The sequence below is a fragment of the Maribacter stanieri genome, assembly GCF_900112245.1.
GTDB lineage: Bacteria > Bacteroidota > Bacteroidia > Flavobacteriales > Flavobacteriaceae > Maribacter > Maribacter stanieri.
Genome location: NZ_FOYX01000001.1, coordinates 137086 through 152750, shown reverse-complemented (window position 1 = coordinate 152750; position 15665 = coordinate 137086). Strand labels below are relative to the sequence as shown.

Here is a 15665-nt window from a genome sequence, read left to right as displayed (position 1 = left end):
AACTTAAATTTTGTAGCTTAAATCTTACATTGTATATGATTTTTTGTCTAGGGTCTAAAAGTGGTAATAATTTATCGTATTTTGTTATATAATGTTTTTCTAAAATAATAATTTTACAAACTTTTATGTTGCGAATTAATTGTGATTTATTGAATGGAATATAGTTTCATATATAACCCTGAAAAATTGGTTAATGAAGTATTTCAAAAAACAATGGTCGCTGCTGGGGTTGATTTTGAAATTTTGCAAGATGGAACCATTAAGTTGCCTGAAAATTTAAGTGATGAAAAACTTAAGTCAATTTCAGAAGAGCTAGAAGGTTTTGGTATAAAGATTCAAACGAAAGAGAATCGAGATATCGTTGAGGAGATTAAGATTTACATAAAGAAAATGGTTTATGAAGGCGATATTAGAAATGTAAAAATATCAGAATCGCTATCTAATCAGTTGGGTTTTAGTTATCCATATCTTTCTAATCTATTTTCTAGTAAAACGTTCACCTCAATAGAGAATTTTTATATATTAGTGCGCATTGAAAAAGTGAAGGAGTTGGTGCTATTAGATAATACAAGTTTAAGTGAGATTGCTCATGATTTAAATTTTAGTAGCGTACCTCATTTATCAAATCAGTTCAAAAAAGTTACTGGGTTAACCATTACTCAGTATTTGAAGTTTAGAAAAAAATGAGAAGAATATTTCTTCTTTCAATACATGAAAAGTGAAAATGGATAAATTAAAAATACTTCTCGTTGACGATGACGAAGACGACAGACAATTTTTTGCAGATGCATTGGAAGGAATTGAACTTAATACAGAATTATGCCAATTAGAGAATGGTAAAAGCTGTATGGAATATTTATTGGGCGATCCAGAGAATACTCCAGATTTGGTGTTTCTAGATTTGAATATGCCAATAATGAATGGGTTTGAATGTTTAGAAGCTATTAGACGTACTCCTCATTTAAAAGATTTATTAGTTGCTATTTATTCAACATCTTCTGCTGAAAGAGATATTGAAGAAACCTTTGAAAAAGGAGCGAATATTTACATTAAAAAACCATCTAGTTTTACTGAGCTTAAAAAATCATTAAAGCAAGTAGTGAAAATGAACTGGGCATATCATTTAAATGATTTTAAGAAAGAGAATTTTTTATTGAAGATTTAATTTTTAGGTATAATAAGTAGTACAAAAGTTGTTTCATTAGGAACAACTTTTTTTGTTTTAGCACTAGTGAAAACGCAATAGAACCTCTTATTTTGTAGTATCTTAATAAAAAGATTATTTAAAAAGTGATAAAGAATGTTAGACGGTATGGCAGATGATTTTTTTAAGAAAATAGTAGATGATGCCAATGCTGCTCTATTGTATATAGCCACATCAGTTGAAGGTTCTTTAAAGACTAGAGAGTTTATAGTAAAATATGCAAACCATAAGGCTAATAAATTTTTTACAAATTCTTCAGAGAGTATAAAAGGTCTTCCTCTAATTCAATTTAATAATGGTGGTGAAATTATCTTATTGGCAAATAAGGTTTTAGAAAACCAAGAGTCTGAAGTTTTTAATATTTCAAGAATAGAGGATACCGATACTATCAATTACAATGTAAAAATAGAATCGTTTTATGACGGTGTTTTAATTACTATTACGGAGTTACAACTTGAATATTTATTAGACAAAGAATCAAAATTACCTTTAGGAAATATTCAAGCCAGAACACGCGAACTTGAAATATCAAACCTTTTTGGTGTAAGAGTTTTAGATAGTAATGATAGTATAATCTGTTATTTAAAACCTATTCTCGATCAAAAGAATGAGATTAAGGATTTCCTCATTGATTATATAAATAATCGAATGGGAGAAATTGCTAATGAAGAAACAGAATTAATTGCAGGACAGACTATTCTAGAATATTACCCTAAAAATTTAGAAAATGGAGTATTAGGTATACTTGCCGAGTGTTATAATACAGGGGAAAATAAAGAATATACTAGAGAATTTATTTTTAATGATGTCTCGATATGGCTCAGTACGCGTGCTGTTAAAATGAATGATGGATTAGTTCTTTTTTCTAAAGATGTTACTCAAGAAAAGAAATATGAAGCGCAACTTTTTATTCAGAATAGATTATTGTCTGAAGCAGAGCATGTAGCTAATATTGGCAGTTTTAGATGGAATTTAGGAAAAGAAGAAATTAAATATTCGGATAATGTTTACCGATTGTTTGGTTTTGAGCCTAATGAGTTTGACAATAAATACGACCGTTTATTGACTTTTTTACATCCTAATGATTTGGAAAAAGTAAAGGCGAGTTTTAAAGAAGCTAGAATAAACAAAGCAAAGTTAGATTTGGTATTTAGGGTTTATACAAAATCTAGTGAATTACGGTATATGAATACCATTGGCGAATGTTACCAAAAAGAAGGTAATTGGTATATGGTAGGTGTAATTAGAGATGTAACCAAGCAGATAGAATCAGAATCTGTACTGCAGATCAAAAACTCAGAACTTAAGAGGACAAACGCAGATTTAGAAGCCTTTAACCGTGTTGCCAGTCATGATTTACAAGAACCCTTGCGTAAGATTCAAATGTTCGTTAGTCGCTTAGATGAAGAGGAACAGGGGCATTTAAGTATTAGGTCTCAGCAGTATTTGGATAAAATTAAATCTTCATCCGACAGAATGCGTAATCTAATCAACAATCTACTATCATATTCAAAAGTAGATGAGGTTACTGAGCAGCCAAGACGTGTAGATTTAAACGACGTTCTAAATAATGTACTTGAAGATTTGGGTGAGCGTATTAATGATTTAAACGCTACAGTAGATTCTGTGAGCTTACCTGTAGTAAACGGAATACAATTTCAGTTAGAGCAGTTATTTGCCAACCTTATAGGTAATTCCCTTAAATATGTACAAGAAGGTGTGCAGCCACAAATTAAAATTTTAAGTAGTGTGGTTAATGGTAATACGTCTTCAGTAGATGCTTTACTGCCTAATATCAATTATGTTAAACTACAATTTATAGATAACGGAATAGGGTTCGAAGAAAAGTATCAAGAAAAAATATTCGAGATATTTCAAAGACTTCATGGAAAAACCGAATTTTCCGGAACAGGATTAGGTTTATCTATATGTAAAAAAATAGTACAATCTCACAATGGTGCTATACTGGCAAAAGGTGAGCTAAACAAGGGTGCCGAGTTTACTATTTATCTTCCCACATTGTTATAATTAGATTGAAATTTACAATCTAAAATTACATCCTTCTTAAAATTGTGTAACAGCTTCTTGAAATGATGTAACAGATTTACCTTGCATACCCTGCATCTTTGTATCAACAAGAAATGTAGGCTTTATGAAAAATCTTCAATATGCTAGAGTTGGTAATGTAAGACCCAAAGGTTCTTATGACCAAAATTTAAACGAGCAACAAGTTAGTTCTAATTTTTCAGGTGCTTTTAAAGCGCAAGAAGCTGCAAATAACAATAACCATCTAAATAATATATCATGCAAGTAGTCCATAATCAATTAAGTTATTTCAATAGTGTTTTAGGAGGTAGTATTTCTAGTTTTCAAGGAGATCGTATACTTCAATATGATAACGAGAAAGGAACAGGTAGAATACAAACAGTTTCTTTAGGTTCTGGAATTTCTTATACGGAATATGATATGGATCTTAAAGAAAATTTCAATTTTGATTTAAAATTGGATGAAAACCGTAGTTTATATTTTATCTACTGTTTAGAAGGTAATTTCAGTTTTTCAAAAGGAAAAGAAACGAATAAGGTTGAAGCATTACAAACAGTAGTTGTAGGTGGGTCAAACGAAACAATCAATATAAAATTAAGAGAGGCTACAAAGTCTAACATATCTATAATTAAAGTAACCCAAGATGGAGAAGCTTTAAGTAAGAATATAAATAATACAGAGCTATATGAGCAGTTGTTCGCTTCGTTTTCAAATGAGGATGGTCAACCACATATAGGTACTTTTAATCTTAAGATAAAAGAACAGTTATTACAGATTAGAGCAATTACTCAAGTTGGGTTGGTTAGAAAACTTCTTATAGAAGGTATTGTAAACTTCACATTGGCATTAGAAATTTTACACTGTAAGCAAGATATTGAGAACAGCGGTCAAGTTTCTACGATGTTAACGAAAAAAGAGCTTTTAAGAATTGAAGAAGCAGTTAATGCGATTAAAAGAAAGCCAGAGTTTCCATACACAGTAACAGACTTAAGTAAAGAATATGGTCTTTCACCAACAAAGCTTCAAGAAGGATTTAAAGTAATGGAAGGTACTACGGTAACAAATTTCATTAGAAACGAAAGATTGATCTTAGCAGAAGAGTTGATACAAACTTCTGATATGAATATCTCAGAGATTGTTTATTCAATAGGATTTACAAGCAGAAGTTATTTTTCTAAAATATTTAGAAATAAATTTAAATGTACACCTAAAGCGTATTTAATGAATATTAGAAACGTATCACTTTCAGCTTAATAAATAAAACAGAAAATGAAGAAGCCGGCTCAATTGAGTTGGCTTTTTTGTTTCTAATTGTTTCATTAATCAGTTAAAAGAATGTTTATATATTGTTTTTAAAGAGCATTAAGGAGAGATAATTACTTTTTGGATAAAGGGTAGTAGAAAGTAAAACTAATAATGTGGAGAGGTAATTCTAGAAGTAGATAATTCTAGATATTAATTATGGTTTTGGTAAGTACTCTTTTATAGAATTATATTAAAATATAAGGAGATGCTGTAGGTGGTATTCTTTAAATGGAGATAACGAACTCTTTGTCAATTTTAGTTCCTTCTGTATTGTTTACATATCGTAGACATTTATGTAGAAGTGTTTTTAGTTGATTGTAAGAAGATGGTTTTTGTAGATATAGCGAAGCGCCCATTTCGCTTAATCGTGTAATTTCTTTAGGGTGAAAAGAAGTAGAATAAATAATAACAGGTGTATCAGTGTATTGGTCTAAATCACGTATATCTGCAAGACATTCAAAACCGTCCATCATTGGCATTTTTAAATCTAGAAATATTACATCTGGTTTGTTTGCATTGCCCGAAAGCAATTCTGCCATTAAATCTACACCATTATTAAATTCAGATATTTTAGTCTGTATGGGAATTTCCCGCAATGCATCAGAAAAGAAAGTTCTGTCGTCGCTATCATCATCAGCCAGGAAGACATTTAGTATAGTTTTGTTCATGTCAAAAAAATGAATTAAACATTAAAAATAAGTAATCTTTAAAATAAAATATTTAAAAAAATATGTTAAAATCTAACTGCAAGGTATAGGTAAATGTGCCTTAACTGTAATGCGATTGGTTTTAAAAATAGCTCAATCACTAATAGATTAACGTATTCAAGAGTTCAATATTACACCCTGAATTATATTAACGACCATTCTAAATTTGATTGGCAAATGTTTATTCTGCGTATTTAATTATTGCAGTGCCTCCTAAAGTGTTATTTTTTATAGATTCAATAGTTCTATTAAGTGCTGTTGTTAATGTTTGAAACGAATTAGGTTTGTGTAAGTATCTATTTGCACCATATTCAAACAAATCGGATATGTGGTCTATATTATATTCATTTGAGAATATGACTACGGGAATTCTATCTAAAATTGAATTTTGCCTTATTTTTAATAGTGTTTCTTCGCCATTCATTTTGGGCATATACAAATCTAAAAAGATAACATTTGGTTTATGTTTCTTATTGTTAAGAGCCTCTAGTAAAGCTACGCCGTCAGAGAATATGGTAAGTTTTAAATCCTTATCTATACTTGAAATGGCGTCCTTGAATATTTGTTGATCATCCATATCGTCTTCAGCCATGTAAATGCAAAAGGTTTCATTCGCTTTCATCTTATCCCATTATAAATTATCCACCAATTATTTCTCCGCCATTAACATGTAAAACCTGTCCTGTCATATAACTACTATCTTGACTTGCTAGGTATACGTAAGCAGGAGCTACTTCAGCTGGTTGTCCCGGTCTGCCTAAAGGCACATCTTTTCCAAAGTTTTCTAAATCCTCACCATTAAATGTTGCTGGTATTAGTGGTGTCCAAATAGGACCAGGAGCAACTGCATTGACCCGTATACCTTTTTTAGCTAATGATTTAGACAGGCTTCTCGTAAAGGAAACAATGGCCCCTTTGGTGCTGGCATAATCTATTAAATGCTCAGATCCTCTATATGCGGTTACAGATGTTGTGTTTATGATAGTATCGTTTTCATTTAAAAAACCAATGGCTGCCTTTACGATATAGAAATAAGGATAGATATTCGTTTCAAAAGTAGTGTGTAGGTTTGCTGAGGTTATCTCTTCTATATGTTCTGCTGGGAATTGCATTGCAGCATTGTTTATAACGCAGTTTAAGCTGCCATAATGTGAAATGGTTTCATTGACCGCCTTTTTACAAAATTCCTCATCTTTAATATCGCCTTTAAGTAATAAACATCTTGTGCCTTCATTTTCAATTTCAGCCATGGTTTGTCTAGCGTCGTCATCTTCACTTAGATAAATAATTGCTAAGTGGGCTCCTTCTCTTGCAAAGTGTAAAGCAATACTTTTGCCTATGCCGCTATCACCACCGGTTAAAAGAACTACTTTGTCTTTTAATTTATCACTTCCATTATAATTATCGCGAATGGAAATTGGTTCTGGTGTCATTTTATTTTCTTGTCCAGGTTGGGAAGATTGTTCCTCACTTTTTTTAATTTGGATATCTTTCATTTCTATAGATTTATACGGGATTCTTAGTATTCAATTAGGCTGCCAATTTTCTACATTCTGCTGCACATGTAAGACATGACTCTGCGCAAATTTTACAGTGTTCATGGTCGTGCTCTTGACATTGTTGAGCACACCATTCGCATATTTCTGCACATAACTCGGCCTGTTTAGTAGCGAATTTGCTATCGGCAATTAAAAGTTTAATAGTGGATAAACAAATATCAACACATTCAATACAGCAATTAGGACAATCGTTCATACTACTTTTACCAACCATATTTACAATACAGTTTTGACAATCAATAAAGCACTGTTGGCACGCGTCTATACAATTTTGATATTTAGAAATCATAATTTTAATTTTTAGTTCTATGTTTTGAACCATGAAATTATAATTTGAAAACACAATTGATTTGCTCTTTTAATTAGAAGATGAACGTAAAAGCAAAAGAGCTAGAAGTATTGAGAAGTTGAGATTTTAAAAATAAATATTGATTTGTTTTAAAGAATTTTCTATAGACATTAATTTCTTTTTACATCTTTCATTAACCAAAGGTCAATAGGATTATTGTCCTCTTTGTGTAGTACAGAAATATCACCGGTAGTTTCAAAAATTACTGCTTTTATTTGGCTAAGCTCGGTTACATTCGCTTCTCTTAATTTTGAACGTAAATCGCCTTCAGTCACTTTTGCCTTTATTAAATTGGAAGAGATAATTTCATTACCGTCCATTAATAATAATGGAGAGTTGTCAACTATTTTTTGAACGGTCTTATTTCTACGCGCAAACGCAATAATAGATTGTATTAAATAAACCACACCCAAACCTAAAACACCTTCGATCAATTTTACCGAAGAGGATAAAATCGTTGAGGCAACTATGGAGCCTATGGCAACTGTCATCGCAAAATCAAAGCTTGACATCTTTGAAAAACTACGTTTGCCACTTATTCTGGTAAATAATATAACCGCAGTATAAATACCTAGAGTGCTAAGTATAATTAGCATTGCTGTTTCCCAAGAGGTGTTGAATAGTTCTTTCATTTTTTTGATAGTTTTAAGTGAGAAAAATTGTTCACTTTGCAAAGTTTGAGAATATTGACCACTTCCATTTGTCCATATAATGCAATGTTTAACCCACCTGATATAGGCGAGAATAGCTAATAATGCAATTTTTAAGTATTTCGAAATTTTAGAATTAGAAATAACATAGTGCTATTCAATATAGTTGAAATTCCGTTTGTTATAATAATGGGGGTATCTGCTTTTAAGATGCCATAAACTGTCCACAGTGCAACGCCTAGTGTTAATACTAAAAACATTTTGGGAGAAACATCATCTACTTTTTTAGTTTTCCATGCTTTGAATATTTGCGGTACAGCGGCTACCGTAGTAAATATTCCTGCTAAAGTTCCTATTAGTTCTTCCATAAAAATTTTAATTAGTAATTGGTTTTTGTAGTTGTTAAATAGTTGCGGACAATACTTCATGCCTACTGCAAAATAAAAACTAATGAGATGTAAAAAGCGTTAGGTTCATTCAAAAAATAATCCATTCAAATGAATTGTTTGCGCAATAAATATTGTTCGATGAATTAAGTAGTTAATTCACTAATTTTCATAACTATAACTGTTTAATTTAATATGTACTATGGAAGTTTTGAAGATATTTTTTTCGGGAATTTTAGGTACGTTTATGATGACTGTTTTTAGTCATATTTTAGAATTATTGACTGGATCAAAGTTTAATGAAGCCCATTTGTTGAATGGTCTTTTAGATCGTTCTAAGTTTTCAAATTCAAATATTCAGAAGAATAATTTTTTGGGATGGATATTCCATTTTACTATTGGCATTTGTATGGCTGCAATGCTCTACTTCTATTACATGTATATCTCTAATTATATAAGTCTATGGTTAGGAATAGTTCTTGGATTTGTTTTGGGAATAATTGGTATAGCAGGATGGTTAATTATGAAGAATTGCCATTCTAAACCACCTGAAATTAATTGGTATTCCTTTTTTGTTCAGTTAGTAGTAGCTCATGTAGTTTTTGGGGTAGTGGTAACCTGGGTGTTTATCAGATTCATATTCAAGAATTAGTAGGTAATAGTCGATTTTCAATCAACCATTAATAATAATTAATCATGAAAATATCAGGATACACAAAGAGGGCAATAATAGGAGGAATTATTTCTTTAGGATTTATAGGGTTGGGTACTTTTATGTTAGGCAATTTAAGTGGTTATGAGGCAAAAGTTCTGATCAAGTCTAGTTTAACAGGTTTAAACACCTTGTGTAATACCATCGTATTAGCTTCGGCTACTATTCTAGCTTTAATGTTGACCTTGTTAGGTGTTAGTTCAGGAACTAATTCAACATTAAAAAATGATCATTACATGCATATTATGCAAATAGCAAAGTTGGATACGGCTATTTTTATTGCATCGTTACTTTTCTTTTTGGTATTCAATTTACCTGTTACAGAGAGTGAAAACATTCCAGAGAATTGGTTTGATTTCATCTACTATGTAACTATAGCGGTAAGTGCAATATTGAGTTCTGCATTAATAGTGGTAGTGCTAATGCTTTACAATACCATAATTAATATTATTAAAATTATAGGGTTGGGCAAAACTGATCACCCATTAATTCAACAAGATGATGATGATAATGACGAGTAATATTATAAAACCAAATGTCGTTAAATACCAATCTTTACATTGGTGGCTCCGCAATCATGGTTTTAATTTTTTTCCAGAATTGTTTTGAGGTAATATTGGTAGGTTCAACTAGATCAGATAAAAGAATTAGATTTCTTTTAAACTGTTCGTACTCATATTGGTTGGTATTATTCTCATTAATTGGGTAGTAGGCCATGCCCCAGTTTGGGAAAGTTCGCTTACTTATTTCATCCTCTGAGAAAATTGTGACATTCTTATGGCGTGGATCTATCTCAATTTTAGCGTAGAGAGCTTCAATCTTTTCTTTATCGCCCTCAAGCAACTGTACAAATCCACCTTTGTAATAGATTAGACAACCTGTAATATCATCACGCATATTGTTCTCACGCGCCTTCTCAAGAAGCTCTTCCATTTCAAAGCTTTTAAGTGTTTCAGTAGCGACAGATTCATAAGTCAAAGTATACATCTAAAATGAATTTTTTCTTAATTGGTAAAAATAATAAAAATGTTAAAGTAACTCTATAGATAGGCAGATAAGTGAAGAAAATGAATGTAAGAGGAAAGTACTAAAAACAAAAAAGCCCCTAAAAGGGGCTTCAGAGTGATCGCAGGAGGATTCGAACCTCCGACCGTCTGCTTAGAAGGCAGATGCTCTATCCAGCTGAGCTATGCGACCGACACCATTTTTTCAAATGTGGGTGCAAACTTAGTGATTTTTATAGACTGGTAAAACCAAAATCAACAAAAATTTAATTATTTCTTTAATATGCCAATTTACGGCTATGAACGCCCCTCGTATTGATCGAAATTTTCCCATAGCTGATCAAGTACTTTGTAGAATATTTCAAATTCTTCTTCGGTGATTCCCAGCGTACTAACTCTTCTTAAGTCTTTAATAAATGGCATCACCTGCTTGATGAGTGCAGATCCCTCTTCGGTGATTACCAACTTATATCTTTTTTGATCATCCCTAAATCTAGACTTTCTTAACAGTCCTTTTTTGCAAAGTCCGCTAATAACCCTAGATGTTGTTGCCCTATTTCTAAAATTAGATTTGGCAATATCTGCCTGTGAAGCATCTTTGCCTTCTAAATGTACACGTTGTAATATGACCCATTGTTCAATAGTTAAATCAATATTGTTTTCGGCAAACACTTGTAAAAAGGTGCTCTGTACTTTTTTAAGAGTACGGTCTATATATACTCCAAATCCTTCGGTCCTGTCCATACATCATATGTTATTCTTCCAAAAGTAAAGGAGTTTATCGTTAATATTGTTGTTAATGCAACAATATTAAAAAATAATTGTATTTTTACATAGGGTAAAATGGTCTAAAGTAGAAATATATGCAACTAAGTTTCAAGAAATATATATTAGAAGATAGCACTTACAAAGGTGGTGGTAAGAAAATTGTAATGCCCGATGGCGTTACGGTACACAAGCTTTCGTCTAATGAGAATCCGCTAGGGTATTCTCCAAAAGTGAAAAAAGCATTAGCAAAAGCACTAGATGATTTAAGTTTTTATCCGGATAACACAGATATCAGATTGCGAGAAGCATTAGTAAAGGATTTTGACGGAGTGTTGACTGCAGATAATTTCATTACGGCAAATAGTGGTTCAGAAATTATTGATATGATTTCGAAGGCATTTTTGAACGAAAACGATGAGGTAATTGTGAGTCAGCCATGTTTTCTTCCTTATACAGCTTTTACGCGTTGGATGGGGGCAAAGGCAATTAATGTGCCAATGACCGAAAATTATGATTATAATTTAGATGGTATTCTAGCCGCAATTACCGATAAAACGAAATTGGTATTTCTTGCTTCTCCAAATAATCCTTCAGGAAATTACATTCCTATGGCAGAGTTGCGAAGCTTCATTGAAAAGTTACCAGAGCATGTAATTTTAGTGTTAGATGAAGTGTATAGACATTTTGCTGATGCAGAAGATTACACATCAGGTTTGCCGTTTGTGGTAGAAGGCAAAAATGTAATTGCTATAAATAGTTTTTCAAAGACCTATGGTTTGGCAGGTTTACGCGTAGGGTATTGCTATGCTCCATTAGAGATCAGTAATTATATGAGAAGAATCTGTAAGCCATTTTTGTTGTCTTCATTGGCATTGGAAGGGGCAATTGCAGCATTGGAAGATGTAGATTTTGTAAACAAGACCGTTGCATTGGTAAAAGAAGAAAGAACCTTTGTTTTGAACGGACTTGATGCTTTGAATATTAAATACTGGCCTGCACAAGGTAATTTCGTACTAATAGATCCGCCAATCAATGATATGGAATTTACCTCATTCTTAGAGCAGCGTGGTATTATGGTACGCCCTGTAGGTAATTTTGGAGCTCCAGGTAAAGTACGTATCTCATTTGGAATCAGAGAAGCTAATAAAGCATTGTTAGCTGCTTTAGAAGTTTTAATGAAAACCCAAACGACAACAGTATAATTTTTTTTACAATATATGTTGCAGAAGCAACAATTAATAAAACAAAAATAAAACTCAACACTATGTCAACAGCAACAAAAGCAGAGAACAAACACAAAGAGGCACAAGATTTTATGCCTATCAATGGTACAGATTATTTAGAATTGTACGTAAGTAACTCTAAACAAGCAGCACATTATTATAAGACAGCTTTCGGGTTTAAATCTTTAGCGTATAAAGGTTTAGAGACTGGTAGTAGAGAATTTGAATCTTATGTGATAGAGCAAGATAAGATAAGATTGGTATTGACATCTCCGCTTAAAAGTGGTACTGATGTAGGTAGACATATTGATAAACATGGTGACGGAGTAAAAGTTACTGCACTTTGGGTAGATGATGCTACATATGCTTATGAAGAGGCTATGAAAAGAGGAGCCAAAAGTTATATGGAGCCTAAGACGGAGAAAGATGAACATGGTAAGGTGGTTACTTCTGGTATCTACTCTTACGGTGAGGTAGTTCATATTTTTGTTGAGCGTAAAGATTATAATGGTACATTTTTACCAGGATACCAAAAATGGGAATGTGATTACCAACCAACATCTACAGGTTTGAAATTTGTGGATCATATGGTAGGTAATGTACACGAGGGTAAAATGAACTATTGGGTAGATTTCTATGCCAATGTTATGGGCTTTAAGCAAATTATGTCTTTTGACGATAAGGATATCTCTACAGATTTTACGGCATTAATGAGTAAGGTAATGAGTAACGGTAACGGTCGTATTAAGTTCCCAATTAACGAGCCGGCACCAGGTATGAAAAAATCTCAAGTAGATGAGTATTTAGAATTTTACGAAGGTGAAGGGGTACAGCATATTGCCGTTGCAACAGACGATATTGTAAAGACGGTTTCAGATCTTAAAAGTAGAGGAGTTGAGTTCTTAAACATACCAACTACGTATTATGATGTATTGACCGAAAGGGTAGGTGAAATTGATGAGGATATTGAATCATTAAGAAAGCTAGGTATTTTGGTTGATCGTGATGATGAAGGATATTTATTGCAAATTTTTACAAAAACGGTACAAGCAAGACCAACTATGTTTTTTGAAATTATTCAGAGAAAGGGAGCTACTTCTTTTGGAAAAGGAAATTTCAAGGCATTATTTGAAGCTATTGAACGTGAGCAAGAATTAAGAGGAACTTTATAAGTTCAACAGATTTCTTGAGAATCTTAAAATAGATTATTTTTAAAGTAAGTAATCATAAATACCTCGAGGCTAGTTCTCGAGGTACTTATTACCAAGTATTTTTGATATTTCGATGCAAACCTCGAAGTATATAATCTCGATCATCAACTAAAACGAACTCATATGCCTATATATCATAAACAAGGAGCGTTGCCGCCTAAGCGACATACGCAGTTTAGAAAACCAGATGGAGAGTTGTATTCAGAACAATTGTTCGGTACTATTGGCTTTGATGGTATGTCCTCTTTATTATATCACCATAATAGACCAACAATGGTCAAGGAGATATTAAAGAGTACAGATGTTTCTCCTAAAATTGCTTTGGAGAAGAATATACGTTCGTTGAAATTAGTGAGTTTTAATGCTCCGGCAAAAGATGATTTTTTAGAAGCTAGAGAACCACTTTTGGTGAATAGCGATATTATTATTGGCGTAGCTGCCCCTAGAAAATCGTTACGCGAGTATTTCTATAAGAATACCGATGCCGATGAAATGTTGTTCATTCATAAAGGTACAGGTATACTAAGAACTATTTTTGGTCAGATTCCGTTTGAGTATGGCGATTATTTAATAATTCCCAGAGGTACTATTTATCAGATAGATTTTGATACTGAAGACAATCGCATTCTATACGCAGAATCGTTTTCTCCTATTTACACTCCTAAAAGATACCGCAATTGGTTCGGACAGTTATTAGAGCATTCTCCGTTTTGTGAGCGCGATTATAAACTGCCGCAAGATTTAGAAACGTTTACCGATACCGATGAGCACTTGATAAAAGTGAAGAAGCAAGGTGTCATGCATGAAATGGTCTACATTGGGCATCCTTTTGATGTAGTAGGTTGGGATGGTTATAATTTTCCGTACGGATTTTCCATTCACAACTTTGAACCTATTACCGGTAAAATTCACCAACCGCCACCAGTACATCAAACATTTGAGACAAATGCTTTTGTGATTTGCTCTTTTGTCCCAAGGTTGTATGACTATCATCCACTGTCGATACCGGCACCTTATAATCATTCGAACATAGATTCTGATGAAATGCTGTATTATGTTGATGGAGATTTTATGAGTAGGAATGGAGTGCAGCCAGGTAATATTTCTTTGCATCCGGCAGGTATACCTCATGGTCCACACCCAGGTGCGGCTGAGCGTAGTATAGGGCAAAAAGGGTCTGAAGAACTAGCTGTAATGATAGATACTTTTAAACCTTTAATGGTTACGGAAAATGCAATGAAATTAGATGATGGAGATTATTATCAATCTTGGTTGTAACAGAAATAAGTAAGCACTTGACAACACTAAAAACATGGGTCACTGTACCCCATAATTCAGATTTTTCAATTTATAATCTTCCTTTTGGAATATTCTCTGTTAATGGTGATGCCCCAAAAGCAGGCATAGCTATTGGGGAGCTGATTGTTGATTTAGAGGCAATTTCAGAGTTGGGTTTAATCTCTGTTGATGCATCATATTTTAAACAAAAAACTTTAAATGAATTTATTTCCCTAGGAAAGAAAATCACAAATAAAGTCCGTTTAGATGTGCAACGATTATTGACCATTGAAAACTCACCATTAAAAAATCATTCAGAAGTTTTTGTTAGTCAAAAAGATGCAAAAATGCATTTGCCAGTTCATGTGGGTGATTATACCGATTTCTATTCAAGTATAGAGCATGCTACCAATGTGGGTAAAATGTTTCGTGATCCAGAAAACGCTTTGTTGTCAAATTGGAGGCATATTCCGGTAGGGTATCATGGTCGTGCATCATCAATTGTAGTGAGCGGTACTGATATTCACAGACCGATGGGGCAAGTGAAAACCAATGATATGGAAGTGCCGGTTTTCAAAACTTCAGGCAATTTAGATTTTGAATTGGAAATGGGTTTTGTAGTAGGTAAAAGTACCGAACTAGGCGAACGAGTTTCTACAAAACAAGCTGCTGAACATATTTTCGGATTAGTACTGTTCAATGACTGGTCTGCTAGAGATATTCAGAAGTGGGAATATGTGCCTTTAGGTCCGTTTTTAGGGAAAAGCTTTGCATCATCTATGTCTCCATGGATTGTTACTTTAGAAGCCTTAGAACCATTCAAAGTTCAAGGTCCTGAACAACAACCAGAGGTGCTATCTTATTTAAAATACGAAGGAGAGCATAATTACGATATACAGTTAGAAGTGGGGATGTCTTCGGAATCGAGTAGCGAAACAACCATTAGTAGATCTAACTTCAAATACATGTATTGGAATATGATGCAGCAGTTGGCGCACCATACCGTAAACGGATGTAATTTGAATGTAGGCGATGTAATGGCATCGGGTACTATATCTGGCAAAGACGAAAGTTCATACGGATCATTATTAGAAATTTCTTGGGGCGGTAAAAAACCATTTGAATTAAAAGATGGTAGCAAACGTACTTTTATAGAAGATAATGATACCGTAACTATGCGAGGTTTTGCAGAAAAAGACGGAAAGAGAGTGGGTTTTGGCCAAGTAACCGGAACAATATTGCCAAGTAAATAAAAGAATACTT

18 protein-coding genes and 1 tRNA gene are annotated in these 15665 nt (G+C 33.0%); 11 read left to right on the top strand and 8 right to left on the bottom strand.

What is annotated here, in order from left to right:
• Positions 1-153: 153 nt before the first annotated feature.
• The 5 genes from BM296_RS00660 (at position 154) to BM296_RS00645 (ending at position 4504) form a co-directional block, all read left to right on the top strand.
• Entirely contained in the window at positions 154-687 is a 534-nt protein-coding gene (locus BM296_RS00660; RefSeq protein ID WP_051638222.1) for a helix-turn-helix domain-containing protein, read from the top strand.
• A 37-nt stretch (positions 688-724) separates the two neighbouring features.
• On the top strand, positions 725-1165 hold the full coding sequence (locus BM296_RS00655; RefSeq protein ID WP_091900646.1) for a response regulator: 441 nt from the start codon (positions 725-727) through the stop codon (positions 1163-1165).
• Between the two features lie 135 nt (positions 1166-1300).
• On the top strand, positions 1301-3232 hold the full coding sequence (locus BM296_RS00650; protein ID WP_091900644.1) for a sensor histidine kinase: 1932 nt from the start codon (positions 1301-1303) through the stop codon (positions 3230-3232).
• 124 nt (positions 3233-3356) lie between these two features.
• A complete protein-coding gene (locus BM296_RS19345; RefSeq protein ID WP_177214900.1) occupies positions 3357-3518 on the top strand; it encodes a hypothetical protein in 162 nt (53 codons plus the stop codon).
• Positions 3509-4504, top strand: a complete 996-nt coding sequence (locus BM296_RS00645; protein WP_091900642.1) for a helix-turn-helix transcriptional regulator — start codon at positions 3509-3511, stop codon at positions 4502-4504. The genes BM296_RS19345 and BM296_RS00645 overlap by 10 nt, the downstream gene beginning before the upstream one ends.
• 275 nt (positions 4505-4779) lie before the next feature.
• Here the strand turns inward: BM296_RS00645 and BM296_RS00640 are convergent, their stop codons facing one another.
• The 5 genes from BM296_RS00640 to BM296_RS00615 all read right to left on the bottom strand — a co-directional run bounded on the left by BM296_RS00640 (position 4780) and on the right by BM296_RS00615 (position 8188).
• A complete protein-coding gene (locus BM296_RS00640; RefSeq protein ID WP_091900640.1) occupies positions 4780-5223 on the bottom strand; it encodes a response regulator in 444 nt (147 codons plus the stop codon).
• Positions 5224-5443: 220 nt separating this feature from the next.
• Positions 5444-5884 carry a response regulator gene (locus BM296_RS00635; protein WP_091900638.1) on the bottom strand — a complete coding sequence of 147 codons (441 nt, stop codon included), beginning with the start codon at positions 5882-5884 and terminating at the stop codon, positions 5444-5446.
• A 16-nt stretch (positions 5885-5900) separates the two neighbouring features.
• Complete coding sequence (locus tag BM296_RS00630; protein WP_091900636.1) at positions 5901-6758, bottom strand: SDR family oxidoreductase; 858 nt, start codon at positions 6756-6758, stop codon at positions 5901-5903.
• A gap of 522 nt (positions 6759-7280) precedes the next feature.
• Positions 7281-7802, bottom strand: a complete 522-nt coding sequence (locus BM296_RS00620; RefSeq protein ID WP_027066093.1) for a DUF421 domain-containing protein — start codon at positions 7800-7802, stop codon at positions 7281-7283.
• 131 nt (positions 7803-7933) lie between these two features.
• Positions 7934-8188, bottom strand: a complete 255-nt coding sequence (locus BM296_RS00615) for an SWEET family sugar transporter (RefSeq protein ID WP_027066094.1) — start codon at positions 8186-8188, stop codon at positions 7934-7936.
• A gap of 220 nt (positions 8189-8408) precedes the next feature.
• On the opposite strand from BM296_RS00615, the gene BM296_RS00610 reads away from it, so the two are divergent.
• On the top strand, positions 8409-8858 hold the full coding sequence (locus BM296_RS00610; protein WP_091900634.1) for a DUF6789 family protein: 450 nt from the start codon (positions 8409-8411) through the stop codon (positions 8856-8858).
• Positions 8859-8902: 44 nt separating this feature from the next.
• A complete protein-coding gene (locus BM296_RS00605; protein ID WP_036146020.1) occupies positions 8903-9439 on the top strand; it encodes a hypothetical protein in 537 nt (178 codons plus the stop codon).
• A 34-nt stretch (positions 9440-9473) separates the two neighbouring features.
• On the opposite strand, the gene BM296_RS00600 is transcribed toward BM296_RS00605, so the two are convergent.
• From BM296_RS00600 to BM296_RS00590, 3 genes are all read right to left on the bottom strand, one after another.
• Positions 9474-9905, bottom strand: coding sequence for a BLUF domain-containing protein (locus tag BM296_RS00600; protein ID WP_051638226.1), 432 nt, complete (start codon positions 9903-9905; stop codon positions 9474-9476).
• A 136-nt stretch (positions 9906-10041) separates the two neighbouring features.
• A tRNA-Arg gene (locus BM296_RS00595) sits at positions 10042-10115 on the bottom strand.
• A 104-nt stretch (positions 10116-10219) separates the two neighbouring features.
• Positions 10220-10666 (bottom strand): MarR family winged helix-turn-helix transcriptional regulator, encoded by a 447-nt coding sequence (locus BM296_RS00590; protein ID WP_027066097.1) that lies wholly within the window; start codon positions 10664-10666, stop codon positions 10220-10222.
• Positions 10667-10785: 119 nt separating this feature from the next.
• Here BM296_RS00590 and BM296_RS00585 point away from each other — a divergent pair, with 119 nt between their 5' ends.
• The 4 genes from BM296_RS00585 (at position 10786) to fahA (ending at position 15655) form a co-directional block, all read left to right on the top strand.
• Positions 10786-11892 carry a pyridoxal phosphate-dependent aminotransferase gene (locus BM296_RS00585; protein ID WP_091900632.1) on the top strand — a complete coding sequence of 369 codons (1107 nt, stop codon included), beginning with the start codon at positions 10786-10788 and terminating at the stop codon, positions 11890-11892.
• Positions 11893-11954: 62 nt separating this feature from the next.
• Positions 11955-13085: a 4-hydroxyphenylpyruvate dioxygenase gene (hppD, locus tag BM296_RS00580; RefSeq protein WP_091900630.1), complete on the top strand. Its 1131-nt coding sequence runs from the start codon at positions 11955-11957 to the stop codon at positions 13083-13085.
• A gap of 162 nt (positions 13086-13247) precedes the next feature.
• Positions 13248-14402 carry a homogentisate 1,2-dioxygenase gene (locus tag BM296_RS00575; protein ID WP_091900628.1) on the top strand — a complete coding sequence of 385 codons (1155 nt, stop codon included), beginning with the start codon at positions 13248-13250 and terminating at the stop codon, positions 14400-14402.
• 17 nt (positions 14403-14419) lie between these two features.
• A complete protein-coding gene (gene fahA, locus BM296_RS00570; RefSeq protein WP_091902911.1) occupies positions 14420-15655 on the top strand; it encodes a fumarylacetoacetase in 1236 nt (411 codons plus the stop codon).
• Positions 15656-15665: the final 10 nt, after the last annotated feature.

Excerpts from the sequence above, each read along its gene's own strand:
- hppD (WP_091900630.1), top strand. The coding sequence starts at position 11,955 with ATGTCAACAGCAACAAAAGCAGAGAACAAACACAAAGAGGCACAAGAT.
- BM296_RS00650 (WP_091900644.1), top strand. The coding sequence starts at position 1,301 with ATGTTAGACGGTATGGCAGATGATTTTTTTAAGAAAATAGTAGATGAT.
- BM296_RS00605 (WP_036146020.1), top strand. The coding sequence starts at position 8,903 with ATGAAAATATCAGGATACACAAAGAGGGCAATAATAGGAGGAATTATT.
- BM296_RS00660 (WP_051638222.1), top strand. The coding sequence starts at position 154 with ATGGAATATAGTTTCATATATAACCCTGAAAAATTGGTTAATGAAGTA.
- BM296_RS00635 (WP_091900638.1), bottom strand. The coding sequence starts at position 5,884 with ATGAAAGCGAATGAAACCTTTTGCATTTACATGGCTGAAGACGATATG.
- BM296_RS00590 (WP_027066097.1), bottom strand. The coding sequence starts at position 10,666 with ATGGACAGGACCGAAGGATTTGGAGTATATATAGACCGTACTCTTAAA.
- BM296_RS00630 (WP_091900636.1), bottom strand. The coding sequence starts at position 6,758 with ATGAAAGATATCCAAATTAAAAAAAGTGAGGAACAATCTTCCCAACCT.
- BM296_RS00640 (WP_091900640.1), bottom strand. The coding sequence starts at position 5,223 with ATGAACAAAACTATACTAAATGTCTTCCTGGCTGATGATGATAGCGAC.
- BM296_RS00645 (WP_091900642.1), top strand. The coding sequence starts at position 3,509 with ATGCAAGTAGTCCATAATCAATTAAGTTATTTCAATAGTGTTTTAGGA.
- BM296_RS00655 (WP_091900646.1), top strand. The coding sequence starts at position 725 with ATGGATAAATTAAAAATACTTCTCGTTGACGATGACGAAGACGACAGA.
- BM296_RS19345 (WP_177214900.1), top strand. The coding sequence starts at position 3,357 with ATGAAAAATCTTCAATATGCTAGAGTTGGTAATGTAAGACCCAAAGGT.
- BM296_RS00575 (WP_091900628.1), top strand. The coding sequence starts at position 13,248 with ATGCCTATATATCATAAACAAGGAGCGTTGCCGCCTAAGCGACATACG.
- BM296_RS00610 (WP_091900634.1), top strand. The coding sequence starts at position 8,409 with ATGGAAGTTTTGAAGATATTTTTTTCGGGAATTTTAGGTACGTTTATG.
- BM296_RS00615 (WP_027066094.1), bottom strand. The coding sequence starts at position 8,188 with ATGGAAGAACTAATAGGAACTTTAGCAGGAATATTTACTACGGTAGCC.
- BM296_RS00585 (WP_091900632.1), top strand. The coding sequence starts at position 10,786 with ATGCAACTAAGTTTCAAGAAATATATATTAGAAGATAGCACTTACAAA.
- BM296_RS00620 (WP_027066093.1), bottom strand. The coding sequence starts at position 7,802 with ATGAAAGAACTATTCAACACCTCTTGGGAAACAGCAATGCTAATTATA.
- BM296_RS00600 (WP_051638226.1), bottom strand. The coding sequence starts at position 9,905 with ATGTATACTTTGACTTATGAATCTGTCGCTACTGAAACACTTAAAAGC.